Origin of the sequence: Blautia sp. TF10-30 (assembly GCF_003481245.1) — a bacterium.
In the GTDB taxonomy this organism is placed as follows: domain Bacteria; phylum Bacillota; class Clostridia; order Lachnospirales; family Lachnospiraceae; genus Fusicatenibacter; species Fusicatenibacter saccharivorans.
Genome location: NZ_QUKM01000005.1, coordinates 134651 through 159023, shown reverse-complemented (window position 1 = coordinate 159023; position 24373 = coordinate 134651). Strand labels below are relative to the sequence as shown.

Annotated in this window: 24 protein-coding genes and 1 pseudogene; 22 read left to right on the top strand and 3 right to left on the bottom strand. The window is 48.5% G+C overall.

Translation table 11 applies throughout. The features are described from left to right. Positions 1-19 precede the first annotated feature (19 nt). From era to DXD02_RS06940, 12 genes are all read left to right on the top strand, one after another. Positions 20-937 (top strand): GTPase Era, encoded by a 918-nt coding sequence (gene era, locus DXD02_RS06990; RefSeq protein ID WP_117509404.1) that lies wholly within the window; start codon positions 20-22, stop codon positions 935-937. Positions 938-962: 25 nt separating this feature from the next. Next, a complete protein-coding gene (gene recO, locus DXD02_RS06985; protein WP_118666613.1) occupies positions 963-1706 on the top strand; it encodes a DNA repair protein RecO in 744 nt (247 codons plus the stop codon). Between the two features lie 264 nt (positions 1707-1970). Next, the gene (locus DXD02_RS06980; protein ID WP_118666612.1) at positions 1971-3413 is read left to right on the top strand and encodes a sugar transferase; all 1443 of its coding nucleotides are present in this window, start codon (positions 1971-1973) and stop codon (positions 3411-3413) included. Between the two features lie 409 nt (positions 3414-3822). Further along, positions 3823-5601 carry a phosphotransferase gene (locus DXD02_RS06975; protein ID WP_118666611.1) on the top strand — a complete coding sequence of 593 codons (1779 nt, stop codon included), beginning with the start codon at positions 3823-3825 and terminating at the stop codon, positions 5599-5601. Further along, positions 5589-6320 carry an NTP transferase domain-containing protein gene (locus tag DXD02_RS06970; protein ID WP_117760619.1) on the top strand — a complete coding sequence of 244 codons (732 nt, stop codon included), beginning with the start codon at positions 5589-5591 and terminating at the stop codon, positions 6318-6320. The genes DXD02_RS06975 and DXD02_RS06970 overlap by 13 nt, the downstream gene beginning before the upstream one ends. Continuing rightward, the gene (locus DXD02_RS06965; protein WP_055227905.1) at positions 6310-7878 is read left to right on the top strand and encodes a BCCT family transporter; all 1569 of its coding nucleotides are present in this window, start codon (positions 6310-6312) and stop codon (positions 7876-7878) included. The genes DXD02_RS06970 and DXD02_RS06965 overlap by 11 nt, the downstream gene beginning before the upstream one ends. Further along, on the top strand, positions 7850-8374 hold the full coding sequence (locus DXD02_RS06960; protein WP_055220421.1) for a hypothetical protein: 525 nt from the start codon (positions 7850-7852) through the stop codon (positions 8372-8374). Before DXD02_RS06965 ends, DXD02_RS06960 begins: the two co-directional genes overlap by 29 nt. 12 nt (positions 8375-8386) lie before the next feature. Then, positions 8387-8563, top strand: a complete 177-nt coding sequence (locus DXD02_RS16360) for a transglutaminase domain-containing protein (RefSeq protein ID WP_416388105.1) — start codon at positions 8387-8389, stop codon at positions 8561-8563. Between the two features lie 111 nt (positions 8564-8674). Then, a complete protein-coding gene (locus DXD02_RS06955; protein ID WP_055220423.1) occupies positions 8675-10111 on the top strand; it encodes a lipopolysaccharide biosynthesis protein in 1437 nt (478 codons plus the stop codon). Positions 10112-10249: 138 nt separating this feature from the next. Continuing rightward, positions 10250-11449 carry an ATP-binding protein gene (locus DXD02_RS06950; protein ID WP_118666610.1) on the top strand — a complete coding sequence of 400 codons (1200 nt, stop codon included), beginning with the start codon at positions 10250-10252 and terminating at the stop codon, positions 11447-11449. Further along, the gene (locus tag DXD02_RS06945; protein ID WP_118666609.1) at positions 11449-11703 is read left to right on the top strand and encodes a helix-turn-helix domain-containing protein; all 255 of its coding nucleotides are present in this window, start codon (positions 11449-11451) and stop codon (positions 11701-11703) included. Before DXD02_RS06950 ends, DXD02_RS06945 begins: the two co-directional genes overlap by 1 nt. A 5-nt stretch (positions 11704-11708) precedes the next feature. Next, positions 11709-12281, top strand: coding sequence for a VanZ family protein (locus DXD02_RS06940; protein ID WP_117509397.1), 573 nt, complete (start codon positions 11709-11711; stop codon positions 12279-12281). Between the two features lie 233 nt (positions 12282-12514). Here the strand turns inward: DXD02_RS06940 and DXD02_RS06935 are convergent, their stop codons facing one another. Further along, a complete protein-coding gene (locus tag DXD02_RS06935; RefSeq protein ID WP_117509396.1) occupies positions 12515-13402 on the bottom strand; it encodes a DegV family protein in 888 nt (295 codons plus the stop codon). Between the two features lie 205 nt (positions 13403-13607). On the opposite strand from DXD02_RS06935, the gene udp reads away from it, so the two are divergent. Then, positions 13608-14384 carry a uridine phosphorylase gene (gene udp, locus DXD02_RS06930; RefSeq protein WP_055220432.1) on the top strand — a complete coding sequence of 259 codons (777 nt, stop codon included), beginning with the start codon at positions 13608-13610 and terminating at the stop codon, positions 14382-14384. Positions 14385-14424: 40 nt separating this feature from the next. Further along, entirely contained in the window at positions 14425-14856 is a 432-nt protein-coding gene (locus DXD02_RS06925; RefSeq protein WP_117760908.1) for a cytidine deaminase, read from the top strand. An 86-nt stretch (positions 14857-14942) separates the two neighbouring features. Here the strand turns inward: DXD02_RS06925 and DXD02_RS06920 are convergent, their stop codons facing one another. Then, positions 14943-16403, bottom strand: coding sequence for a DUF1846 domain-containing protein (locus DXD02_RS06920; protein WP_117509441.1), 1461 nt, complete (start codon positions 16401-16403; stop codon positions 14943-14945). Positions 16404-16977: 574 nt separating this feature from the next. On the opposite strand from DXD02_RS06920, the gene DXD02_RS06910 reads away from it, so the two are divergent. The 4 genes from DXD02_RS06910 to DXD02_RS06895 all read left to right on the top strand — a co-directional run bounded on the left by DXD02_RS06910 (position 16978) and on the right by DXD02_RS06895 (position 20123). After that, positions 16978-17712: a DedA family protein gene (locus DXD02_RS06910; protein ID WP_319638341.1), complete on the top strand. Its 735-nt coding sequence runs from the start codon at positions 16978-16980 to the stop codon at positions 17710-17712. Between the two features lie 307 nt (positions 17713-18019). After that, entirely contained in the window at positions 18020-18439 is a 420-nt protein-coding gene (locus DXD02_RS06905; protein WP_117509394.1) for a hypothetical protein, read from the top strand. Between the two features lie 178 nt (positions 18440-18617). Next, positions 18618-19304 carry a tRNA (N6-threonylcarbamoyladenosine(37)-N6)-methyltransferase TrmO gene (gene tsaA, locus DXD02_RS06900; protein WP_117509440.1) on the top strand — a complete coding sequence of 229 codons (687 nt, stop codon included), beginning with the start codon at positions 18618-18620 and terminating at the stop codon, positions 19302-19304. A gap of 156 nt (positions 19305-19460) precedes the next feature. Beyond that, complete coding sequence (locus DXD02_RS06895) at positions 19461-20123, top strand: YkgJ family cysteine cluster protein (protein WP_117509393.1); 663 nt, start codon at positions 19461-19463, stop codon at positions 20121-20123. A gap of 103 nt (positions 20124-20226) precedes the next feature. Here DXD02_RS06895 and DXD02_RS06890 read toward each other — a convergent pair whose 3' ends face one another. Then, complete coding sequence (locus DXD02_RS06890; protein WP_158554971.1) at positions 20227-20634, bottom strand: LytTR family DNA-binding domain-containing protein; 408 nt, start codon at positions 20632-20634, stop codon at positions 20227-20229. 428 nt (positions 20635-21062) lie between these two features. On the opposite strand from DXD02_RS06890, the gene DXD02_RS06885 reads away from it, so the two are divergent. From DXD02_RS06885 to DXD02_RS06870, 4 genes and pseudogenes are all read left to right on the top strand, one after another. Further along, entirely contained in the window at positions 21063-21515 is a 453-nt protein-coding gene (locus DXD02_RS06885) for a hypothetical protein (RefSeq protein WP_022461015.1), read from the top strand. 62 nt (positions 21516-21577) lie between these two features. Beyond that, a pseudogene (locus DXD02_RS06880) lies at positions 21578-22657 on the top strand (UDP-N-acetylglucosamine 4,6-dehydratase family protein); the annotation flags it as partial. Next, the gene (locus DXD02_RS06875; RefSeq protein ID WP_055266469.1) at positions 22654-23442 is read left to right on the top strand and encodes a tyrosine-protein phosphatase; all 789 of its coding nucleotides are present in this window, start codon (positions 22654-22656) and stop codon (positions 23440-23442) included. The pseudogene DXD02_RS06880 and the gene DXD02_RS06875, both read left to right, overlap by 4 nt. A gap of 45 nt (positions 23443-23487) precedes the next feature. Further along, a complete protein-coding gene (locus tag DXD02_RS06870; RefSeq protein ID WP_055266467.1) occupies positions 23488-24363 on the top strand; it encodes a hypothetical protein in 876 nt (291 codons plus the stop codon). Positions 24364-24373 lie beyond the last annotated feature (10 nt).

The following is a 24373-nucleotide window of genomic DNA, read 5'->3' as shown; positions in this document are numbered from 1 at the left end:
ATGAGGAGAAGAGACAGCAATGGAAAACAATGCAAATTATAAATCCGGCTTTGTAGCCCTGATCGGCCGTCCGAACGTGGGAAAATCCACGCTGATGAACCACCTGATCGGACAGAAGATTGCGATTACATCCAAGAAACCGCAGACCACCCGCAACCGCATCCAGACCGTTTATACGTGTGACGAGGGACAGATCGTGTTCCTCGACACACCGGGTATCCACAAGGCGAAAAATAAGCTCGGCGAGTACATGGTCGATGTAGCCGAGAAAACGTTAAAAGAAGTCGATGTGATTCTCTGGCTGGTAGAGCCGAGCAACTTCATCGGAGCAGGAGAGCGCCATATCGCAGAGATCCTGGAGAAAGTCAATGCGCCGGTCCTCCTCATTATCAACAAGACCGATACCGTGGAGAAAGACAAAATCCTGGAATTCATCGATACGTACCGCAAGCTGTTCCAGTTTGCCGAGATCATTCCGTGCTCGGCACTCCGCCATCAGAACACCGATGACATCATTCCGAGCATCTTCAAATATCTGCCGTACGGCCCGCAGTTCTACGATGAGGACACCATCACCGATCAGCCGATGCGCCAGATCGTGGCTGAGATCATCCGCGAGAAAGCACTGTACGCCTTAAACGAAGAGATCCCGCACGGCATCGCCGTTGTGATCGACCAGATGAAAGACCGCCCGAACGGAAAAATCGTTGATATTGATGCGACCATCATCTGCGAGCGCGATTCCCACAAGGGCATCATCATCGGAAAACAGGGCGCGATGCTCAAGAAGATCGGAAGCAACGCGCGGTATGAGCTGGAGCAGATGCTGGAGCAGAAAGTCAACCTGAAGCTCTGGGTCAAAGTCAAAAAAGACTGGCGCGACAGCGATTTCCTCGTGAAGAACTTCGGATATGATAAAAAGAAACTCGATTTATAATATTGCATTATAATAAGGAAGAAACATGCGAGAACCAATCAATGTAAGCGGAATGGTATTATCCGCCTCCCCGGTCGGAGAGTATGACAAGCGCGTCGTGATCCTGACCCGGGAGCTCGGCAAAATCACCGCCTTCGCGCGCGGCGCCCGCCGCATGAAAAGCCCGCTGATGGCCGTCTCCAATCCGTTCGTCTTCGGCGAGTTTCAGGTTTACGAGGGCCGTGACAGCTACACCCTCTCCGGCGCAAACATTAAAGAATACTTCCTCGACCTGGCGCAGATGCAGCCCGGCGTTTATTACGGCTTTTATTTTCTGGAACTGGCCGAATATTTCGGCCAGGAAGGAAACGATGAAACCCAGATGCTGAACCTTCTGTACGTGACGATGAACGCCATCCGCCGCGGAAAACAGGACCTCCGCCTGATCCGGTGCATCTTCGAACTGCGGACGATCACAATCAGCGGAGAAGCACCGCAGATGTTCTCCTGCATGGAGTGCGGCACGAAAGAGAATCTGACCGTTTTCTCCCTGCGCGACAGCGCCATCTACTGCCCAAACTGTGGAAAAACCATCAGAGATCCATGGCCGCTGCAGCCGGGCACCGTGCTGGCATGCCGCTATATCATTGCGGCACCGCTCGCGAAGCTGTATGGTTTTACCGTAAATGAAGAGATCCTGGACGAACTGGAACAATTGCTGCGTGCATATCTCCATCGCTATGTCGAAAAGAAGATGAAAACATTACAGATTCTGGATGTGATGAAATAATATAAAATGTAATAATTTGCAAAAATGTGAAATAATTATGTCCAAAAGTGTGTCCACACCTTTACAAATAAGTAGAAATGGGATAGAATATTTGGAATAAAGAAAAAAATGGTTCTGTATTCGTCACAGAAGATATTGCAAATGCATAGTACCAGAAAAAATGAGAAGGTTTTAGTGAAAATGGTAATATAAAAGCTAGAAAAACTATGCGAAACAAGAGAATGTTACGAGTACGGCGAAAAAAATACGACAGGGGAGAAAGGTATGTACAAAAAATCATCCACAGGATGGCTGAAGCATCTGGATTTTATGGTTCTTGATATTATCTGTCTTCAGCTGGCTTTCGTCATGGGTTATTTCTTAAGACATCACAGTTTTAAGCCATATGGAAGCCCAATTTACCGAAATGAGGCTATCGTATTCGCTCTGATCCAGCTGATGATCATGTTTTTTGACGATTCCTTCAAAAACGTCATGAAGCGCGGATACCTCGTGGAAATCGGAATGACTGTAAAAAATATGGTATACATCATCGTTCTTGGTGTATTCTACCTGTTCCTGATTCAGGAGGGAGATCAGTTCTCCAGAGCAACCATTATGCTGACCGGTGCTCTGTACGGAATGCTTTCCTATCTGATGCGCATCGGATGGAAGGCTGTGGTAAAGAAACGCAGCAGCGGGGAACACAGCGGCCGTTCGCTTCTGATCATCACGACCGAAAAACAGTCACAGTCCATTGTAAAGAGCATGCTGGATTTCGATTACATCGGCGTTCGTCCGACTGGCGTTGTTCTCGTAGACCAGGACAGAACCGGACACAAAATCCACGGCGTACCGGTGGTATCGAACCTTGCAGATGCAGCTGAGTATGTCTGCCGTGAGTGGTTCGACGAAGTGCTGATCGTTCTGCCGGAAGGCAGAGAAATCCCGCAGAAAGTATTCGACGCATTCGCCGAGATGGGCATTACGATCCACGTAAAAATTGCGGACGTGAACGAAATGCAGGGAAAAAATCAGACTGTAGAGCGCATGGGCAACTATACCGTGGTCACCACCTGCATCAATATGGCAAGCGCAGGACAGCTTGTGCTGAAACGAATCATGGACATCTGCGGCGGTCTTGCCGGATGTATTCTGACCGGAATCATCTTCCTGTTCGTTGCCCCTGCGATTTATATCAAGTCTCCGGGCCCGATCTTCTTCTCACAGTACCGTGTCGGAAAGAACGGAAGAAAATTCAAAATTTACAAGTTCCGTAGCATGTACATGGATGCGGAAGAGCGGAAAAAAGAACTGATGAAACAGAACCGCGTCAGCGATGGTCTGATGTTCAAAATGGAGAATGACCCGCGTGTCATCGGAAGCGAAAAAGGACCAGGCAAAGGAATCGGAAACTTTATCCGCAAAACCTCGCTGGATGAATTCCCGCAGTTCTTCAATGTGTTAAAAGGCGACATGAGCCTTGTAGGAACCCGTCCGCCGACAGTGGATGAGTGGGAGAAATATGAGCTCCATCACAGAGCAAGACTGGCAATCAAGCCGGGACTGACTGGTATGTGGCAGGTAAGCGGACGAAGCGAGATTACAGATTTTGAAGAGGTTGTAAAACTGGATACGAAGTACATTTCAGAATGGTCCTTTATGCTGGATATTAAGATTTTGTTTAAAACTGTACTGATTGTATTAGGCCAGAAAGGTTCTATGTAAAAAAAATGAAAAATGGAGATATATTGTAGTTTTGGGAGTAGTGTGGTAAAATAAAGGTAAATTTTAAGAAAAATTTATGAATGGAAGCGCAAAGAAGTCCTGATGACGGCGAAAAGGAAAAAGGCTTCCTTTGACAGGTGGTCCAAATAATGTTAATTATTTGGACCTTTTTATGTGAACTTCCTGAAATATTAACTCTCGTTTCGACATGTTCTTGCTTTAAGCCAGTTGTAGCATACTTTAAAAGGAATTTTATGAGAGTTAATTTTATAGGAAGTTCACATATATACTACCACAAAAGTAATTATCTTTCACTGACAACTATCCTAACACACAGGGGATTGAAAAAGTCATAAAGTTATGGTATAATCGAAAACAAAAGTTCATGAAAAATGAAAGAAGGAAGTATATGAACAACTCAAAACAAGATATATTGAACAACCTGATAAAAGAACCCTTCATCAATCAGCGTATCCTTGCCGCACAGACCGGCCATTCGCTTGGAATCGTCAATCGTTCGATCAAGGAACTGATTTCAGAAGGTTACCTGGATGAAGAGATCCGTCCGACGGAAAAGACACTGCGTGAGGCAAAAGAGAAAGCGCCGAAAAACGCCATTATCCTTGCCGCCGGATTTGGTATGCGGATGGTTCCGATTAATACAGAGACACCGAAAGGACTTCTGGAAATCAAGGGAGAGCGGCTGATAGAGCGCACAATCCGTCAGCTTCATGAAGTCGGCATTACAGAGATTTACGTCGTTGTCGGATTTATGAAAGAGCAGTATGAATATCTGATCGATGAATACGGCGTAGAATTGATCGTCGCTCCGGACTATGTGTCGAAAAACAATCTGCATTCCCTGAAAACGGCGGCAGCCCATTTATCAAACAGCTACATCATTCCCTGTGATATCTGGTGTGAAAAGAATCCATACAGCAGAAACGAATTATATTCCTGGTACATGGTCAGCGATCTGGTGGATGATGACAGTACCGTCCGCGTAAACCGGAAGCAGGAGCTGGTCGTACAGAAAGAACAGGCAGGCGGAAACGCGATGATCGGCATCTGTTATCTGCTGGAAACAGAAGCGGAGATCGTGCGGGAGCGTCTGAAAGAACTGGGAAGAGATTCCCGATACGACGGAGCGTTCTGGGAGGAAACCTTATACCGGAAAGACAGAATGATTGTGACGGCCCGTGTTGTACATGCTGCCGATGCCGTAGAAATCAATACCTATGAGCAGCTGCGTGAGATTGACAGCGATTCCAGCCAGCTGCAGACGGATGCGATTCAGGTAATCTGTGAAGCACTTGGAGCACAGCAGAACGAAGTGACAAACATTACAGTTCTGAAAAAAGGAATGACAAACCGATCCTTTTTATTCTCCTGTAAAGATAAAAAATACATTATGCGAATTCCGGGAGAGGGAACCGATCAGTTGATCAACCGCAGGCAGGAAGCCGCTGTATATCAGACGATCGCCGGCCGCAGGATCTGTGATGAGATTGCCTATATTAACCCGGAGAACGGCTACAAAATCACAGAATATCTCGAAGGTGCGCGGGTCTGCGATGCAGAAAATGAGGAAGATCTTCAGAAATGCATGAAGAAACTGCGGGAGTTTCACGGGCAGAAATTAAGAGTAGACCATTCCTTCGACCTGTTCGGACAGATGGAATACTATGAAAGCCTCTGGGAAGGAACTCCGTCAGCATATAAAGATTACGAAAAGACGAAAGCGCATGTGCTTCAGTTAAAGGATTACATCGAAGCAAATGCCGGAGAGTGGGTGCTCACTCACATTGATGCTGTGCCGGACAATTTTCTGTTTGTGGAAGAAAACGGAAAAGAGGAGATCCGCCTGATCGACTGGGAATACGCCGGAATGCAGGATCCGCATGTGGATATTGCGATGTTCTGTATCTATTCTCTTTACAAAAAAGAGCAGGTGGACCATCTGATTGATCTTTATTTTGAAGGAAACTGTGACGACAGAACACGCATAAAAATCTACTGCTACATCGCAGTCTGCGGTCTGCTCTGGAGCAACTGGTGCGAATATAAACGGAAATTAGGCGTGGAATTCGGAGAATATTCCCTGCGGCAGTACCGTTACGCAAAAGATTATTACAAAATTGTCCAGCAGGAACTGGGAGAGGAAGGAAAAGAAATATGTACAAAGTAGAGCGCGCCATTATTATGGCGGCAGGCCTCGGAAACCGGATGAAGCCGGTAACGTTAAAAACACCAAAACCGCTGGTCCGGGTAAACGGTGTGCGGATGATTGATACCGTCATCAATGGACTGCACAAAAACGGAATCACAGAAATTTACGTGGTAGTCGGTTACCTCAAGGAACAGTTCCAGACACTGGAAGAGGAGTACCCGGGTCTGAAGCTGATCGACAATCCGTGGTACGATACCTGCAACAACATCGCATCGCTGTATGTGGCGCGGGAACATCTGGAAAATGCGTTTATTCTTGACGGTGACCAGATCATCTATCATCCGGAAATTCTGGCACCGGAGTTTGAGCGATCCGGTTACAACAGCGTGTGGACGGATGATGAGACCGACGAGTGGCTGCAGACCGTGGAAAACGGCATTGTGACAGGCTGCAGCAGAACCGGCGGAAAGGGCGGCTGGCAGCTCTACAGCATTTCCCGATGGACAGCAGAAGATGGAAAGCGGTTAAAAGGCCATCTGGAGCAGGAGTTTGAAGTAAAGAAAAACCGTCAGATTTACTGGGACGATGTGGCAATGTTCTGCTACCCGAAAGAGTATCAGCTTGGCATCCGGCCAATGAAGGCAGAGGATATCATAGAAGTAGACAATTTCAGCGAGCTTGTTGCACTCGATGCATCGTATGCGGATTACGCAGAAAGGGAAGAAAATGAACAGTAAGAACCAACAGAAGAAAAAAGAAATCGACTGGATGATTACGCTGGTGCCTCTGGCGCTGATCGTTGCTCTATGTATCGTATTTTTCTTTGCACCGGAGCAGTCGAATCAGGTACTTGGCCAGATTCGATTTCTGTTTGGAGACACCTTTGGAACGTATTACCTGGTCATCGGACTTGGCATTTTCTTTCTGTCTCTGTTTCTGGCAGGCTCCAAATACGGAAATATTGTGCTTGGAAAGCCGGATGAGAAGCCAAAATATTCCTTTTTTGCATGGGGATGCATGATGTTTACCTGTGGTCTGGCAGCAGATATTCTGTTTTATTCGTTCTCTGAGTGGATTTTGTACGCAACAGATCCTCACATCGCAGAACTTGGCAGCATTCAGGACTGGGCAGGCGTATTTCCACTGTTTCACTGGAGCTTTATCCCGTGGGGATTCTATCTGGTACTGGCTGTTGCGTTTGGCTTTATGCTTCATGTAAGAAAACGAAACCGTCAGAAATACAGCGAGGCGTGCCGTCCGATTCTGGGAAAACAGACAGATGGAATTGGCGGCCGTCTGATTGACCTTCTGGCTGTCTTTGCATTGCTGGCCGGAACTGCTACCACTTTTAGTGTGGCAACTCCTCTGATGGCGGAAATCATCGGCGAGCTGTTCCATATGGAAGTCAGCAGAACTGTGATTAATATTATCATTCTTCTGATCACCTGCTGTGTTTATACCTATTCTCTTCTGCATGGATTCAAAGGAATCAGCATTCTGGCCAAGGTGTGCATTTATCTGTTTTTCGGACTCCTTGCCTTCGTCCTGCTGTTTGGGGGAGAGACGCGGTATATTATTGAAACTGGATTTTCTTCTCTTGGAAAAATGATTCAGAACTTTATCGGCTTATCAACGTATACGGACCCGATGCGTACGACAAACTTCCCACAGAACTGGACCATTTATTACTGGGCATACTGGATGGTATGGTGTGTGGCAGCACCGTTCTTCATTGGCAGCATTTCCCGCGGAAGAACAGTGCGCCAGACGATTCTCGGCGGATACGGTTTTGGTGTGGGTTCCACGCTTGTCAGCTTTATTATTCTTGGAAATTATTCGATGGGAAAGCAGATTTCAGGTGCAATTGATTTCATTTCGCAGTATAATGAAAGTGGAGATTTATATCATCTGATCGTGTCGATGATCAAAACCATGCCGTGTGCACCGCTGATTATGGTTGTTGTATTAGTTACGATGGTTGCATTTTATGCGACATCGTTCGACTCGATCGCATTGACGGCATCGTGCTACAGCTACCGGAAACTGGAAGACGGCGAAGAGCCGGCAAAAGGAATTCAGCTGATGTGGTGTATCCTGCTGATCCTGCTTCCGATTGCACTTCTTTTTGCAGAGAGTTCCATGAACAGTCTGCAGTCTGTCAGTATCGTAGCGGCATTTCCGATCGGCATTGTGATCGTGATGATTGCGGTCAGCTTCTTAAAAGATGCAAAACTGTATTTAGAAGAATTGCAGGGAGGAAAAGCGCATGGAGAGGAGAAAAAAGAGAATCGTTAAACTGACAGCATTTTTGTTTCTGCTTGCGGCATCCATTTTTGTGATGCCGCAAAAGGCGTTTGCGGACGAAAATGAGGATGTTACATTGCCGACGGGCGATATTAAACCCATGGAACCACAGCAGGATGAGTCCGGGATTGATACATACGGGGCCGATGAAGGCGATGAGTTCAGCGGAACGGAGTATGAATTGTATACGGTTCTGGAGAATCGTGTGAAAGAAGCGATGCTGGCTGGAAATGAATGGGTATCCATTAAAGATTTAAAAATAAGAAGGGATACCTATGACTTAAGCTTTTATTATGGCTATTCGCCGTATTTTCCGAGTGATACGTATAATAGAATCATTGCCTGGTATGGTGATGCATACTATACAGGTTTGAGAATTACCAATACATTCGGAACACCGGAAGAAACCAAACAGATTTTTAATGCAGTGGATGAGAAACTGGCATCCATCTATAAACTGATGAACAATTCCATGACAGATGAGTAGAAGGCGTTTGTAATTCACGATTATCTGGTATTGCATGCAGAGTATGATCTGAATTATAAGAATTATACCAGTTATGGTGTGCTGATGGACGGAAGAGGTGTGTGTCAGTCGTATGCATTGGCCTATATGTATATTCTGAATCATTTGGGAATCGAAACACATAAAGCAGTGAGAATCCCCCATGGTTGAATGGAAGCGTTCAACCATGGGGGATTTTAATGGATGTTCCTCTTGCAGTCCCCCCCATTTTGTGTTAACATAAAACACGCAAATAACCAACAGCAAGGAGTTCTATTTTACATGAACATTACCTCAAAATACCGTTCTCTCTCCGTCCAGGCGAAGGCGGCGCTTTGGTTTACGATCTGCAGTTTTTTACAGAAAGGCATTTCGTTCATCACAGTTCCGATTTTCACGCGTCTGATGAGCACCGAGGAGTACGGAACCTATACGGTTTATCTGTCCTGGCTGCAGATTTTGACGATTATGACATCGCTGTATTTATTTAATGGTGTTTATGACAATGCGATGGCAAAGTACGAGAAGCAGCGGGATGAATATACATCTGCAATGCAGGGACTGACGCTTGTGATTACGGGTGCGGTTTTTGCATTGTATTGTTTTACATCGGGTTTCTGGGAGAAGATTTTAAATCTGCCGAAATCCATGATTCTGCTGATGTTTCTGGAAGCGCTGCTGAGTCCGGCGCTTTCTTACTGGTCGGGGCGGCAGCGGTTTGAGTATCGGTACCGGATTCTGGTCTGCGTGACGATTCTGCAGGCGCTGATGAACCCGATCGCGAGCCTGGTGCTGATCCGTATCAACGGCGGTACGGCCATGATGCGGATCTTAGGTATCGTCGGGGTGCAGGTCTGCATCTGTGTGCCGATTATTGTGTTCCAGTTTTGCAAAGGAAAAGAGTTCTTTTCGAAGGAATACTGGGGCTACGCACTGCGGATCGGAATTCCGATTGTGCCGCATTATCTGTCCGGTATTATCCTGAATCAGGGCGACCGCATCATGATCGACAAGATGGTCGGAAAGACGGAAGTTGCGCTGTACGGGCTGGCGTACAGCATTGGTATGCTGGTGCAGCTTTTCATCAGCGGTATGAACAGTGCATTGACACCGTGGATGTACAGCAAGATCAAAAAGGGCGACATCCGCTCGATGCGGAAGGTGCTGCAGCTGCTGAGCATTGTAGTGGTCGGCATAGCCGTGGCGCTGATGCTGATCAGCCCGGAGCTGGTGCTGATTTTCGGATCACCGAAGTACCGCGAGGCGGTGTACGTCATTCCGCCGGTGGCAGCGAGTGTGTTCTTTATCTTCATTTATAATATTCTCTCGATGCCGCAGTTTTATTATGAAAAAACACAGTTTCTGATGGCTGCATCCATGGCGGCGGCTGGAGCGAATGTGGTGCTGAACTTTATTTTTATCCGCCTGTTCGGTTACATCGCGGCCGGTTACACGACGCTGGCATGCTATATGCTGTATTCGGTCGGCCATTATATTGTGAGCAAACGGATTCTGGTGAACGAAGGAATCCAGGAAAATCTGATGAGTCCAGGATTTCTTGTGGCGTGCTCCGTTTTTCTGATTGGAGCAAGCATCATCTGCAATCTTATTTTCCCGTACAGAATCCTGCGTTACGCGATTCTGCTCGCAAGTGCAGGGCTGGTCTTCTGGAAGAAAGAACTTCTGCTGAAGACGATGGCGGATATTCGGAAAAAATAAAAAAGTGGGGGAGGATTTGAAACGAATGTTCAGAGACTCCCCGTTTTTGCGCGTTTTTTCTTGACAGCCACAGAAAAAACGATACAATGAAAGAATGAAGAAAAGTAAGGCATTTTAAATTAGAAAAGGAAAAATTACATGAGTACCAGTATTTCAATAAAAGAACTAAAAGAGCTCGATCCGTCAAGCTATCAGATCGTCGATATCCGCGATGCGGTAGAGATCTCCCACGGCGCGATTCCGGGAGCGCTTGGGATGAAGACAGAAGAAATCGAGACAAGTGATGCGATTGACCGGAGCAAAAAGACGATTATCTGCTGCAGCCGCGGCCGGTTCAGTGTGGCTGCTGCGGAAGAACTGCAGGAGAAGGGCTGGGACGCTGTGAGTCTGGAGGGCGGTTACATCGCCTGGCTGATGGACGTGATGAGCGCGCCGGAGGAGCAGGACAAGGCGGCGGATGTCGAGAAGAGTCTCCGCAAGAAGTTCAAAAAGGCGATCTGGTCCAAATTTACGAAAGCGATCAACACGTATGAGCTGGTAAAGCCGGGTGACAGAATTGCCGTCTGTATTTCCGGCGGAAAAGATTCGATGCTGATGGCGAAATGCTTTCAGGAGTTAAAGCTTCACAATAAATTTGATTTCGAAGTAAAATTCGTTGTCATGGATCCGGGATACAGCCCGGAGAACCGCAAAGTGATCGAGGACAACGCAAAGAGCCTCCACATTCCGATCACCATTTTCGAGACAGACATTTTCGATTCGGTCTACCATGTGGAAAATTCCCCGTGTTATCTCTGCGCGAGAATGCGCCGCGGCCATCTGTATCATTTTGCACAGCAGCTCGGCTGCAACAAGATTGCACTCGGCCATCATTACGATGATGTCATCGAGACGATCCTCATGGGAATGCTCTACGGTGCGCAGGTGCAGACGATGATGCCGAAGCTTCACAGCATCCACTTCGAGGGCATGGAGCTGATCCGCCCGCTGTATTTGGTGCGTGAGGACGATATCAAGGCGTGGAGAGATTATAACGGTCTGCATTTCATCCAGTGTGCCTGCAAGTTTACCGATACCTGCACGACCTGCAATAACGAGGAGAATCGTTCGAAACGCGTGGAGATCAAGGAACTGATCAAAAACCTGAAAAAGGTGAATCCGTTCGTGGAGAGCAATATTTTCCGCAGTGTCGAAAATGTCAACATTGACACCGTGGTCGGCTACAAGCAGCACGGCATCCGCCACAATTTCCTGGAAGGATACGACGACAATCCGGGGTATGTGCCGGAGGCAGAAAAAGCAGCGGCGGAAACGGAGCAGGAAAAAGAAGGAAAGTAATGCACAGAAAAATAGAAGAAACGCCGGAGCGGGAGAAAATGCTGATCCGGCTGAAAGAGCTCCGTCTGGAACGCGGTTACTCGATGACACAGGCGGCGCGGAAGATTTTCAGTCACCCGGACACCTACAACCGGTATGAAAAAGGCATCCGTGAGATTCCGTTGGACTGTCTGATTACGCTGGCAAAGCTGTATGACTGCAGTCTCGATTATCTCGCGGGTGTTTGCGATCAGCCGCGAAAATACGGAAGGTGATGTAAATGGCAATTCCTCTTTATCTGACAACGATTGAACAGGATATTTTTGATACATTCCGGTATCTGCCGCATGCGGTTGCAGTCGGTGTCGGCTTTGTGACGGTTGCGGCGGCGTGGAAAAATCAGCAGATACAGAAGAAACGGAAACGGCTGGAGCAGTACCGTGCGCTGCACGGCGGGCAGCTTCTGGCGTGGTTTCTGGTAGCCGTCTATTTTGCCATGCTGATTTCGATTACACTGCTTTCGAGAGAACCGGGTTCGAGAACCGGTGTGGATTTGAAGCTGTTTGAAACCTGGGGAAACCAGTGTCTGCCGGACCGGTATTTTGTGGAAAATATTCTGCTGTTTCTGCCGTTCGGTGTATTACTGCCGGCGGCGGTGCCGTTTCTTCGGAGATGGTGGTACTGCGTGTATGCGGCATTTGCCACGAGCATGATGTTGGAAACTGTGCAGCTTTTAACAGAGCGCGGCTTCTGCCAGTTAGATGATGTTGTGACGAATACGCTTGGAGCAGCCATCGGGTATCTGGTGTTTGCACTGGTGCGGAAATGTTGGAGAGGGAAGATAGAAGAATAGAAGGAAAACAAGAAGGCTCTGCCCAAATGGACAGAGCTTTTTTCTTCCCTGTTTTTATAGCAAGACCCGAAAATAATGCAAAAAATTCAGCACCGCAGAGCGTGAATTACTGCGTCACAGATTTTCGTCGTACCCCGGTACGCCTTCAAATCTGTTCCTTGCAATTCGCGCTCTGCAGCACTGCCTTTTTTGCATTATTTTCGGGTCTTGCTATAGATGGAAGTGCAGGAGAGTTAATCCACCCGTTCTTTCCCCCAGAAAAACAATGCCACGGTTCCTGGCCCTGTGTGGCTGCCGATGGTGGTTCCGATGTTGTTGATCTCGACTTTTCCGTTCAGATTGGGAAAGCGTTCCTCGATAAGATCTGCAACGGCCCGCGCATCTTCGTAGCAGGCGGACTGGGAAATGTAGCATTTGCCGGAGTAGGAGAGGCCGCCCTCGGCGTTTTCTTCCATCTGGTCGACGATTTTTTTGATGACTTTTTTCTTCGTACGGATTTTGAACCGCGGAATCAGCCGTCCTTCGTTGTCCATGTTGAGCAGCGGGCAGATACCGAGGAGGCCGCCGATTGCGCCGGAGGCTTTGGAGATGCGGCCGCCGCGCACGTAGAAGGTGAGGTCCGTGGAGAAGAACCAGTGATGGACTTTGAGGCGGTTTTTCATCGCAAAATCGTAAACCTCTTCCAGCGGTTTTCCTTCATCGCGCAGGTCGGCAAGGCGGTCCATCAGAAGACCATAGCCGGAGGAAGCGCCGAGGGAATCCACGATGAGGATTTTCCGTTCAGGGTAGCGCTCTTCAAGGTCGGCTTTGGCGATCATCGCAGAATTCAGGACACCGGAAATGCCGGAGGAGAGGCAGACGTGGAGAATGTCTTTGCCGTCCTGCAGGAATGTTTCAAAATAGGCTTCAAATTCATCGGCATTCACCTGGGATGTTTTCGTGGAAGCGCCGGCGGCCATGGCGGCATAGAACTGATCGAACGGCATGGACTTGCCGAGATCGTCCGCGTACTCGGTGTCATTTAATTTGTAATGGAAACAGATGTATGAGATTTCCCGTTTGGAGAAATGTTCTTCGGTAAGGTCTGCCGTAGAGCAGCAGCTGATGACATAGGAACTCATAAAATAATCCCTCCTCGTAAAAATGAAAGTAAGAACTCTGGTTCTGTGCCTATTGTAGCATCTCGAATGGAAAAAGGCAACTGCGGAACGTGATTATATCCGTAATGAAAGGGGAAGCGAAATGGTGTCAAGCCTTGTATTTGCGGTGCGGCCTGTGGTAAAATAGAACTATGAGAATACGAAAATACGAAGGAGGTTTTTGCATATGCAGAATTATTCAGGAGAAGAAGGGCTGCAGTATCATCTGCAGATCCGAAAAGGCGATGTGGGACGGTACGTGATTCTGCCGGGAGATCCCAAACGGTGTAAAAAAATTGCAGCTTACTTTGAGAACCCGGTGCTCGTCGCAGACAGCCGGGAATTTGTGACTTATACGGGTACTTTGGACGGTGTAAAGGTTTCCGTTACATCTACCGGCATCGGCGGTCCGTCGGCTTCCATCGCGATGGAAGAGCTGATCCAGTGCGGCGCCGATACGTTTATCCGCGTCGGAACATGCGGCGGTATGGCACTCGATGTAGAGGGCGGCGATATCGTGGTGGCAACGGGAGCGATCCGTGCGGAGGGAACGTCAAAGGAATACGCACCGATCGAGTTCCCGGCAGTCGCAGACCTTACCGTGACGAATGCGCTGGTGCAGGCGGCAAAGAATCTTGGGAAAAAATGGCATGCGGGCGTGGTACAGTGCAAGGATTCCTTCTACGGCCAGCACGACCCGGAGCAGATGCCGGTCGGCGATGAGCTGCTGAAAAAATGGGATGCATGGATGAAGCTTGGATGCAAAGCGTCAGAGATGGAATCGGCGGCACTCTTTATCGTGGCAAGTGCCCGCGGCGTCCGTGCCGGATCCGATTTTCTTGTGATGGGAAATCAGGAGAGAGTGAAACGCGGCATGGAGAACCACATTACGCACGATACGGAAGGTGCGATTCAGGTAGCCATCGAGGCGCTGCGGATTCTGATCCGGGAAGACCAGAAATAAGAAAGAAAAATAGGGGGATACTGGAAAGGGGATGCTGGATATGAAACAGGAAATCAGTACAGAAATAAAACAGGAGCTGGTAAAACAGGCTCTGGCAGCGCGGAAATTTGCGTATGTGCCGTATTCGAAGTTCCGCGTAGGCGCGGCGGTTCTGGCAAAGAATGGAGCGATTTATACCGGATGCAACATTGAAAATGCGGCGTATACACCGACAAACTGCGCGGAGCGCACCGCGGTCTTCAAAGCCGTATCCGAGGGCATAACGGAATTTGACGCGATCGCCGTCTGCGGCGGCCCGGGAGAGGCAGAGCCGGAGGATTTCTGCACACCGTGCGGTGTCTGCCGCCAGGTCCTGCGGGAATTCGTTGATCCGAACGAATTTCTCGTCCTTCTCTGCAAGGGCGACGGTTCCTGGAAAGAAATGACACTCGAGGAGCTGCTGCCAATGGGATTCGGAAAAGAAAATTTATAAACAGAAGCCGGAAAAGAAAAAATCCAGGGCAGGTACGGAAAGTACCGTATGCCCTGGATTTTTTATGTCCAAGATATAAAAATTATTTACTGAAATTTCGGCTCACAGGTCAGATCGCATCCCAGACGCTGGAACATTTTGCGGTCCACATCGGAGAGCATAACGCTGGAGTGCACCTGGCAGCCCTTTAACTGCGGCAGGCAGGAGAGTGCTTTCTGTGCATCCTCGCTCTGTGCAGCGGTAGCGGACAGGGCGATCAGAACTTCGTCAGTATGGAGACGCGGATTTTTGCTTCCGAGATACTTTGTTTTCAGTGTCTGGATCGGAGCGATGGATTCCGGTGAGAGAACGTGTACGTCGTGTTCAATACCGGAAAGGTCTTTTAAAGCATTCAGCAGAAGTGCTGCGCTTGAGCCGAGCAGATCGCTTGTCTTTCCGGTGATGATGCGTCCGTCCAAAAGCTCCATGGCAGCAGCCGGTGCGCCGGTCGCTTCAGCGCGGACAAGAGCCGGGGAAACGGTGGTGCGGTCTGCGGCAACGATGTTCTCCTGTTTCATCAGAAGCTCGATTTTGTAAGCCTCTGTCTCGGAACGGGAACCGTCTGCGATGCCGTCCACAGCGTTATAGTAGCGGCGGATGATCTCCTGGCGGGAAGCCTCGCAGCATGCGGCATCATCGACAATGCAGTTTCCGGCCATGTTGACACCCATGTCGGTCGGGGATTTGTATGGGCTCTCGCCGAAAATCTGCTGGAAAATGGCGCGCAGAACCGGGAAAATCTCAACATCACGGTTATAGTTGACGGTTGTTACATCGTATGCCTCAAGATGGAACGGGTCGATCATGTTGACATCGTTCAGATCGGCGGTAGCAGCCTCATAGGCCAGGTTGACCGGGTGCTTCAGCGGCAGATTCCAGATCGGGAAGGTTTCATATTTGGCATAGCCGGCGTTTACACCGCGTTTGTGCTCGTGGTAAAGCTGGGAAAGACAGGTTGCCATCTTTCCGCTTCCCGGTCCCGGTGCGGTAACGACAACGAGCGGGCGTGTCGTTTCGATGTATTCGTTCTTTCCATATCCCTCATCGCTTACGATCAGCGGTACATTGTGCGGGTAGCCCGGAATTGTGTAGTGAATGTAAACCGGGATGCCGAGCTTTTGCAGTCTCTTTTTAAAGGCATCTGCGCTGTGCTGGCCGGAATACTGGGTAATTACTACGCTTCCGACGTAGAGGCCGCGTCCGCGGAACTCGTCGATCAGACGGAGTACATCACTGTCGTAGGTGATGCCGAGGTCACCGCGGATTTTGTTTTTCTCAATATCGGATGCGGAAATTGCCATAACAATCTCGGCCTGATCGGAAAGCTGCATCAGCATGCGCAGTTTTGCGTCCGGTGCAAAGCCCGGAAGAACGCGGGATGCGTGGAAATCGTCGAACAGCTTTCCACCGAATTCCAGATACAGCTTGTTGTCAAACTGGTTGATGCGGTCGCGGATGTGCTCGGACTGCATTTTCAGGTATTTTTCATTGTCAAATCCAATTTTCATGGTATTTTTCTCCCTTTTTTCCATGGTATTTGTTTGAAAGAAACGGATCATTCCTGCAGGGATGATGCAAAGTTTTCCCCATTGGGTTCTGAAGAGTTACAAACAACTGATTTTATTTTACTATAGAGAAAAGTCACGTGCAAGAAAAAAATGCGGCAGGAATAGAAGCGATTCAGAAAAAGCACTCCTTCGCGCAAGCATGATTCGCGATTTTTCCGGAATTTCGCATGGATCTGAATCGTTACAAAAAAAATCTCCCCAAAAGGAGAGAGGCCGGGACTTGGTTGAAGCCCCGGCGGTATGAAAAAGAAATCTATCTATTAGAAAGGTTGGCGTTGGAGACGTGCTTCCAGAAATGCTTTGCCGTCTCCGGTTTATTTATAGAGAAACAATGGAGGTTGTTTTTTACTTCCTTTGTTGTTGATAAGATTAGTATACGGGAAAATTGTGACCAGAATGTGTACACGGGATAAAGCTTTTCTGAAGAGAACATGAAAACAAAAGGAAGAAAATCTGACGGAATTGTAAAGAAGTAGTCAAAAAGGATTCATGCACCGTGGAAAAGGCGCATAAAATGCAGGAGAAGAAAAAGAGCATTTCCGGCAGGAAAACCGATAAGACCGGAAAACCGGCTATCTGGCAGCTGCGGGGAAGAGGTTTCTATGCCGGAAATGAAAAGGAAGAGAAAAATTTGCAGAGCGTGATTCTGGATATGGTCAACCGTTTTGGCTATCTTGGTATTCTGATTCTGATTGCGGTGGAAAATGTATTTCCACCGATTCCCTCCGAGGTGATTCTGACCTTTGGCGGTTTTCTGACAACGTGTACTCGGCTGCACCCGGCGGGGGTTGTGCTGGCATCTACGGCGGGCTCACTGCTTGGCGCGCTGGTGCTGTACGGAGCCGGAACCCTCGTCAGCCCGGAAGGGCTTGCCGAGCTGCTCGAGAGCCGGCCGATGAAGCTTCTGGGGTTTCGGGCAGAGGATGCCTGGAAGACCATTGCCTGGTTTCAGAAAAAGGGGCAGCGGGCTGTGCTGCTCGGCCGATGCATTCCGATTATCCGAAGTCTCATCTCGGTTCCGGCCGGCATGGCGGGGATGAAGATGCCGGGATTTCTGCTATATACCATAGTCGGGAGTACGGTCTGGAATCTTCTTCTGGTTGGCATCGGTGCAGCGGTCGGCGCTGCATGGGAGCAGGCGGCAGAATATGTGAAGCTATATGCGGATGTGGTTTTCCTTATTTTAATGGTGGGAACCGTATGCTTTCCGGCATTCCATTTATATAGGAAGAAACACCGTCAAAAATAATAGGATGCATGAAATCATGCATGATATGCAAAAAATATGCTTGCAATTTAGCAATAAGTGTGCTAAGATTCATCTCAACAAATAAAAGGGAGTAGCGAAACGCCGCGGGATCTGAAATAAAAACATCCCGTGCGGGTTTGAAACCGTCAGCCGATGTTGAGAAACATCCGTATCAAATGAGAACGCAAGACTTTTATTGTGGCAGATGTCATGATAGGAGTCTTTTTTTATCCTTCGACTCCTGAATACCAAACATGAACTGCCATCCGTTGCCAGCGAAAGAAGCGTGGCGGAGAGAGAGGAATGTATGAGCAGCCAAAGAGTAAAAAAAGAATTGTACGAAACTGCAATGACAGGAGAAAAGGCACTGACCAGCCTGATGTATGTACAGATGACACTGTATGCAGCAAAAAGCCAGAAAACGTATGCCAGGGTGCGAAGCGAGGGGCGTGCAAGGATGCGCCACACGGGGCTTCATATGAATCAGTATTTAAGAGCGGCAGGAAAGGATCTGGAAAGCTTTCGAAACCGTCTGAAAGAGACACATCTGCCGGAAGAGCTTCAGTCAAAGGCAGAAACATTTCTGGTCCAGACGGTACATGCGCTGGATGTGACGGAGAAAAAACAGATGTACCGCAGGGAACTGATCGGGATGGAAGAGAAAGTAAAGGAAACAGCAGAACAGATCGAGGAGCTGCTGAAAAGCATGCGGGAGCTTGGAGTATAAGTCACCGTCTGGCAGGCTCTGCGTGACCCGTAACGTGTAGTATCCGCAGGGGAGTCGGCGAAGGGGAATGCGCATGGTGGACTTTTCAAAAACAAAATGTTAAGATAAAACATATGGTAATGATTCAGAGCCATGCGAAATAGAAGAGAAGATGCAGGAAAGAAAAGGAGTAAGAAACGTGGCAGAAGAAATTGCAATGAAGGTGATCGCCCGAATCCACACGGATTTCCCGGAAAAATTCGGGATTCCGAGGCAGAGCGGACTGATCGAAGAACTAAAGAGTACGATCGTTTTTGAACCGGAGTTCCGCGATGCAAATGCACTGAGGGGGCTGGAAGAATATTCCCATCTCTGGTTGATCTGGGAGTTTTCGGAAGCCGTGCGGGATACCTGGTCTCCGATGGTGCGGCCGCCGCGGCTTGGCGGAAATAAGCGTGTCGGCGTATTTGCTACGCGTTCGCCGTTCCGTCCGAATCCGATCGGTCTTTCTTCGGTAAAGCTGGAATATGTGGAGCAGCATCCGTCGCTTGGTCCGGTATTGCACCTTACGGGAGCAGATCTGATGGACGGCACACCGATTCTGGATATCAAACCGTATCTGCCGCATGTAGACAGTCACGTGGAGGCACTTGGCAGCTTTACGGAAAAGACGAAAGAATACTTTATTCCGGTTGAGATTCCGGACGAGCTGCTGGAAAAGGTTCCGGCAGACCACCGTGCGGCGCTGAAAAAAGTGCTGGAGCAGGATCCGCGTCCATCGTATCAGAACAGCGAAGAACGCGTCTACGGACTTTCCTTTGCGGGAATGGAAATCAAATTCCAGGTAAAGGACGAGGTACTGCATGTTGTGGGAGTAGAAATGTGAGGAAGAAATAAAGATCGGGAGAAAAGACCGAAAGCAAGGATCGAAAGCAAAGATCAAAAGCGAAGATCAAAAGCAAAGATCAAAAGCAAGGATTAAAAGCAAAGATCGAGAGAAGAGACCAAAAGCAAGGATTAAGAGAAAAGATAGGAAGAAAAAATGGAACGAAATGTAGAGATAGATAAAATTTCAGATGGAAAACGATACGGAGCTAATGATCTTGTAAAAGTGGGCTGCGACGACTGCCGCGGATGCTCCGCCTGCTGTCATGGGATGGGAGATTCGATTGTACTCGACCCGATGGATGTCTACCGCCTGGAGAAAAAGCTGGGAAAGACGATGGAAGAGATTTTGCTGGCTGGGAACGTGGCGCTTCGTGTCGTGGACGGTGTTATTCTGCCACATCTGAAGATGACAGAGCAGTCAGACCGGTGCAGCTTTTTAAATGAAGAAGGCCGCTGCAGCATCCACGATGCACGCCCGGGCTTCTGTCGGATGTTTCCGCTGGGTCGGCTGTATGAGGATGGAACATTTTCTTATTTCCTTCAGGTGAACGAATGTCCGAAGGAGAACAAGACAAAGGTCAAGGTCCGCCGCTGGCTCGATACGCCGGAGCTTGGGAAATACGAAGCCTTTACGACAAAATGGCATTATTATCTGAAGGAAAAACAGAATGCGGCGCGCGAAAGCGAGGACGATGCATTCCGGCAGCAGATCAGCATGAACATTCTGAAGCTGTTTTATCTGCTTCCGTATGACGGAAATACAGATTTTTATACACAGTTTGCAGCTCGAATGGAGCTTGCAGCAGACAAGCATTAAGCAAAAACATATATTAACAGGAGAGGCTGTCGCACGAAGCGAAAACACTACAAAATCTATATTTTGTGGAAATTTTTCTTCGTGCGGCAGCCCTCCTGTTTTTTTATATCGTTTCGTAGGAAAACTTTCCTGCTCCGGCGTAGACCAGGAAGGCTTCCCGGGTCTCACGCCTTCGCCGGCGGCTGCAGAAAATGATCTGCCCATTTTTCAGCAGAACTTCGCCAGTTACCTGTACAAGGGAAACGTGGGCAAAGTTGATCAGCAGACCTTTTCCGCCGTGGAAAAAACGATCACTTGGTGTAAGGCAGACCGTCAGGTCGGCAAATGTGCAGCGGGTTGTAAAATCTCCCTGAATGGTGTGGAGAATCAGTCGGTGCTGGCAGGCTTCAACGTAAATCAGGTCGTCGAGCGCCAGCCGGTATTTTTGGGAAACACCCTGTGAGATAATGACTGGAATTTCGAGCAGAACAGAATCGTTTGGATCGAGTGGGAATATTAATTTGGAATACAAGAAAAACACCTCCGGGAAAGTATACCGTTTGCGTCGAAGTGCAGCCGTTCAAGTCGAAGCGGTTGTCCAGCGCAAAGAAACATGATAGGGTACAAAATAAAAGCAGGAGGAGAGCATTACAGCAAACATCATAAAAATACAAAGTGTAGTTTAACACAGTGACAGAATCTCATTCAAGCCGAATTGACGGACTTCTGTTAAAATCGTTCGACAGAAAGTGACACCGTATGGCAGAAAGGGGCGAAAAAAGTAAAAAAAGGAACGATAGACAGAAAAAGCAGAAGAAAAAAACAGGAAAATCAAAAGAAAATCGAAAGAAAAGGAGGCAGAGAAGATTGACGATGCGAGATTGATTTGGTATAATATTCCAAAAATAATTATTACATATAACATTACCATAAAAGAATAAATATCATATGGAGAGAAATATGAACAGAGAAGTAGAAACAATCAGAGAAAAAGTACATACAACAGCAGATGCAGCATTATTTTTATGCTTTCAGGAAGTGAAGGGAAGCCATTCCAAAGGAGTGATCCGGCTGCCGCTGCTTCATTATGACATTCCGTTTGAGGGATACGGAGAAATGCTGCTTCGGATGAACCGCATTTATGACCTGCTCGGCATGCCGGATGCAGGAAGCTGTATGCGGAGCCTTTCAGAAGGGGAAAAAGAAGAGTGGGAATTTACAGATGAAATGAAGAACAATCAGGATACAACGCTTCCAGCCGGAACCGAGCGTATGGTCAGTATTCAGATTCAGTTCCGACAGCACTGTAGTCTGCAGGGATTTCTGATCTGCGGAAAACAGAAAGCAGGTTTTCGTTCAGCACTTGAAATGCTGTATTTACTGGAAGATTGTCTGCAGGAACAGGATAACTGAATACGGGAGAAAAACGCAACAGAATGAGAGTGGGAGCTATGAAGGAAGAAAAAAAGATCAGAAAGAAAATAAAAATTGAGGATTTGTTGCCAAGAGATCCCATCCGGGTGGATCTCGATGCAATCCTGGGCTATGTGAAGGGAAAAACAATCCTGGTAACAGGCGGAGGCGGTTCGATCGGAAGTGAGATCTGCCGCCAGCTGGCCGGACACGACGTCGGGCATCTGATCATTTTTGACATCTACGAAAACAATGCGTACCAGATTCAGAAATCTCTGGAATGGGAGTTCCCAGATCTCAATTTGACAGTACTGATTGGTTCTGTGCGGGATGAGCGGAGGCTGGAATCAATTTTTTCGAAGTACTGGCCGGACATCGTCTTTCACGCAGCAGCCCACAAGCATGTGCCGCTGATGGAGGACAGCCCGAATGAAGCGATTAAAAACAATGTTATTGGAACCTTAAAAACGGCGCGCACAGCAAGCCATTATCAGGTAAAGAAGTTTATCCTGATATCAACAGACAAGGCAGTCAACCCGACCAACATCATGGGAGCGAGCAAGCGGCTCTGTGAGATGGTGATTCAGCTGATCGGAAGACACAGCACGACAGAGTTTGCGGCAGTGCGCTTTGGAAATGTACTGGGAAGCAACGGAAGTGTCATTCCGCTGTTCCGCCGTCAGATCGAACACGGCGGTCCGGTGACGGTTACGCATCCGGATATCATTCGATATTTTATGACGATTCCGGAGGCAGTCAGCCTTGTACTTGAGGCAGGCGCCTATGCGAAAAACGGTCAGATCTTTGTCCTGAATATGGGAGATCCGGTCAGAATCGCAGACCTGGCCAAAAATATGATCCGCCTTTCCGGATATGAGCCGGAAAAAGAAATCAAGATCAAATACATTGGCCTGCGACCCGGCGAAAAGCTGTATGAGGAACTTCTGATGAATGAAGAGGGCATGCAGACCACAGAAAACAGCCGGATTTTTATCGGCAGACAGATTGCATTTGACGAGAAGGTATTCCGGGAGCAGATAAAGGAACTCGCGAAGGAAGCGGAAAACGAATGTCCGGACATCTGTTATCTGGTAAAGAAAATGGTACCGGAATACCAGTACGAAGGAGAAAAACAGGGATGACGGACCTTCATGTACATATTCTGCCGGGAGTGGACGACGGATCCCCGAATTTGTCCACCTCCCTTGAAATGGCAGAAATGGCGGCACAAAGCGGGGTGCGTATCCTCGCGGTGACGCCGCATGCAAACCAGACGGGAATCGAAGGCGTGGAGGACGGATACGTCAACTACGAATCGGAACAGTTAGAAGAGCAATTTTACCGTCTGGAGAGGGAAATCAACAGAGAACACATTCCCATCAGCCTGGTGCGCGGCATGGAAATCATGAGCATCGGACCGCTGGAGAAAAAAATCAGAGAGAGAAAGCTGATACCGCTCCATGAGAGCCGCTATTATCTGATCGAGGTGCCGTTTGATATGGCGCCGGACGGAATCAGAAAGCGGCTGCTGGAATTTCCGGCGATGGGAAAAATCCCGGTGCTGGCGCATCCGGAGCGGTATTTCTGCGTGCAGGATACACCGGAGCTTCTATACGAATTCCGGGAAATGGGCGCGGTTTTGCAGATCAACAAAGGAAGCGTGTTTGGAAGATTTGGAGAAGAGGCTGAGCGGACAGCAAGGTTTCTACTGGAAAACCGCCTTGCGGGCTGTGTGGCAAGCGATGCCCACGGAGCCGATTACCGGACCACGGACATGCGGCCAGTCCGGCAGTTTCTGGAGGAGCGGTATGGAGAAGCGTATGCACAGCTTTTAGTGAAAGTGAATCCGAGAAGAATCCTGGAGGACCGTCAGATTTTCTATGAACCGTCCCCGGAACGAAAACGGAAAAGACGCTGGTTCCTCTAAAAACAGGAAGAATGGCGTTACAGAAACGAAAGGAGCATCTTTGATATGCACAAAACGAGAGCGGCAGTTCTCATTCTGTTTCTGGCTTCCACACTTGCCTTTGGCGGGTGTCTGGTGCGGCAGCAGACGGGAAAAGACGGAAAAGGGCCGGAAATTACGATGGACAACAGTGAGATTTCTGCCAGCATCCATGCAGAGGAGTCAGAACTTCTGGCCGGAGTAACTGCTTACGATAAAAAAGACGGCGATGTGACGAGTTCTCTTGCTGTGGAACATATTTCGAATTTTGTGGAAAAAGGGCGGCGGAAAATCAGTATCGTCGCCTTTGATTCCGATAACCACGTTACGCATGCGGAGCGGGAACTGGTGTATAACGATTACACCTCACCGGTCTTTTCCCTGGATCGCCCGCTGCGGTTCAGCCTGAATGCAGATGATCTGACAGAGGGACTTTCCGCGGAGGACTGCCTGGACGGAACGATTACCGACCGCATCCGGATTTCTTACGAGGATGAGATCAGCAGTACACCGGGACTGTACCACGTGACATATTCGGTTGCAAACCGCGCCGGAGATGTGACAAGTCTTCCGGTGACAGTAGAACTCTACGATCCGGCAGAGGAGAACGGAAGGCCGCAGATTACCCTGAGCGATTACCTGATTCATCTGGATCTGCAGCAGCCATTTGATCCGCAGGCATATCTGGAAAGCGTGAGTGTGGATCAGATGCTGTATGAAAAGAGAGAAGACGGTGCGCTTCATGCAGCTTCGTATGAAGAAGAGCTTCTGGGAGAAAATCAGTTTTCCATTGACAATCCGGTCGATACCGGCAGTGCGGGTGTTTATGAAGTGACATACACTGCGACAGCGGAGGATGGGCAGACAAGCTCCGTCCGCCTGATCGTCTGTGTAAACGAATAGGGGGGATCCA

Excerpts from the sequence above, each read along its gene's own strand:
- DXD02_RS06960 (WP_055220421.1), top strand. The coding sequence starts at position 7,850 with ATGGAGAGGAGAAAAAAGAGAATCGTTAAACTGACAGCATTTTTGTTT.
- DXD02_RS06975 (WP_118666611.1), top strand. The coding sequence starts at position 3,823 with ATGAACAACTCAAAACAAGATATATTGAACAACCTGATAAAAGAACCC.
- DXD02_RS06955 (WP_055220423.1), top strand. The coding sequence starts at position 8,675 with ATGAACATTACCTCAAAATACCGTTCTCTCTCCGTCCAGGCGAAGGCG.
- DXD02_RS06980 (WP_118666612.1), top strand. The coding sequence starts at position 1,971 with ATGTACAAAAAATCATCCACAGGATGGCTGAAGCATCTGGATTTTATG.
- udp (WP_055220432.1), top strand. The coding sequence starts at position 13,608 with ATGCAGAATTATTCAGGAGAAGAAGGGCTGCAGTATCATCTGCAGATC.
- DXD02_RS06940 (WP_117509397.1), top strand. The coding sequence starts at position 11,709 with ATGGCAATTCCTCTTTATCTGACAACGATTGAACAGGATATTTTTGAT.
- era (WP_117509404.1), top strand. The coding sequence starts at position 20 with ATGGAAAACAATGCAAATTATAAATCCGGCTTTGTAGCCCTGATCGGC.
- DXD02_RS06970 (WP_117760619.1), top strand. The coding sequence starts at position 5,589 with ATGTACAAAGTAGAGCGCGCCATTATTATGGCGGCAGGCCTCGGAAAC.
- DXD02_RS06875 (WP_055266469.1), top strand. The coding sequence starts at position 22,654 with ATGACGGACCTTCATGTACATATTCTGCCGGGAGTGGACGACGGATCC.
- DXD02_RS06945 (WP_118666609.1), top strand. The coding sequence starts at position 11,449 with ATGCACAGAAAAATAGAAGAAACGCCGGAGCGGGAGAAAATGCTGATC.
- DXD02_RS06920 (WP_117509441.1), bottom strand. The coding sequence starts at position 16,403 with ATGAAAATTGGATTTGACAATGAAAAATACCTGAAAATGCAGTCCGAG.
- DXD02_RS06905 (WP_117509394.1), top strand. The coding sequence starts at position 18,020 with ATGAGCAGCCAAAGAGTAAAAAAAGAATTGTACGAAACTGCAATGACA.
- DXD02_RS06870 (WP_055266467.1), top strand. The coding sequence starts at position 23,488 with ATGCACAAAACGAGAGCGGCAGTTCTCATTCTGTTTCTGGCTTCCACA.
- DXD02_RS06965 (WP_055227905.1), top strand. The coding sequence starts at position 6,310 with ATGAACAGTAAGAACCAACAGAAGAAAAAAGAAATCGACTGGATGATT.
- DXD02_RS06935 (WP_117509396.1), bottom strand. The coding sequence starts at position 13,402 with ATGAGTTCCTATGTCATCAGCTGCTGCTCTACGGCAGACCTTACCGAA.
- DXD02_RS06950 (WP_118666610.1), top strand. The coding sequence starts at position 10,250 with ATGAGTACCAGTATTTCAATAAAAGAACTAAAAGAGCTCGATCCGTCA.
- DXD02_RS06885 (WP_022461015.1), top strand. The coding sequence starts at position 21,063 with ATGAACAGAGAAGTAGAAACAATCAGAGAAAAAGTACATACAACAGCA.
- DXD02_RS06910 (WP_319638341.1), top strand. The coding sequence starts at position 16,978 with ATGCAGGAGAAGAAAAAGAGCATTTCCGGCAGGAAAACCGATAAGACC.
- DXD02_RS06895 (WP_117509393.1), top strand. The coding sequence starts at position 19,461 with ATGGAACGAAATGTAGAGATAGATAAAATTTCAGATGGAAAACGATAC.
- recO (WP_118666613.1), top strand. The coding sequence starts at position 963 with ATGCGAGAACCAATCAATGTAAGCGGAATGGTATTATCCGCCTCCCCG.
- DXD02_RS06925 (WP_117760908.1), top strand. The coding sequence starts at position 14,425 with ATGAAACAGGAAATCAGTACAGAAATAAAACAGGAGCTGGTAAAACAG.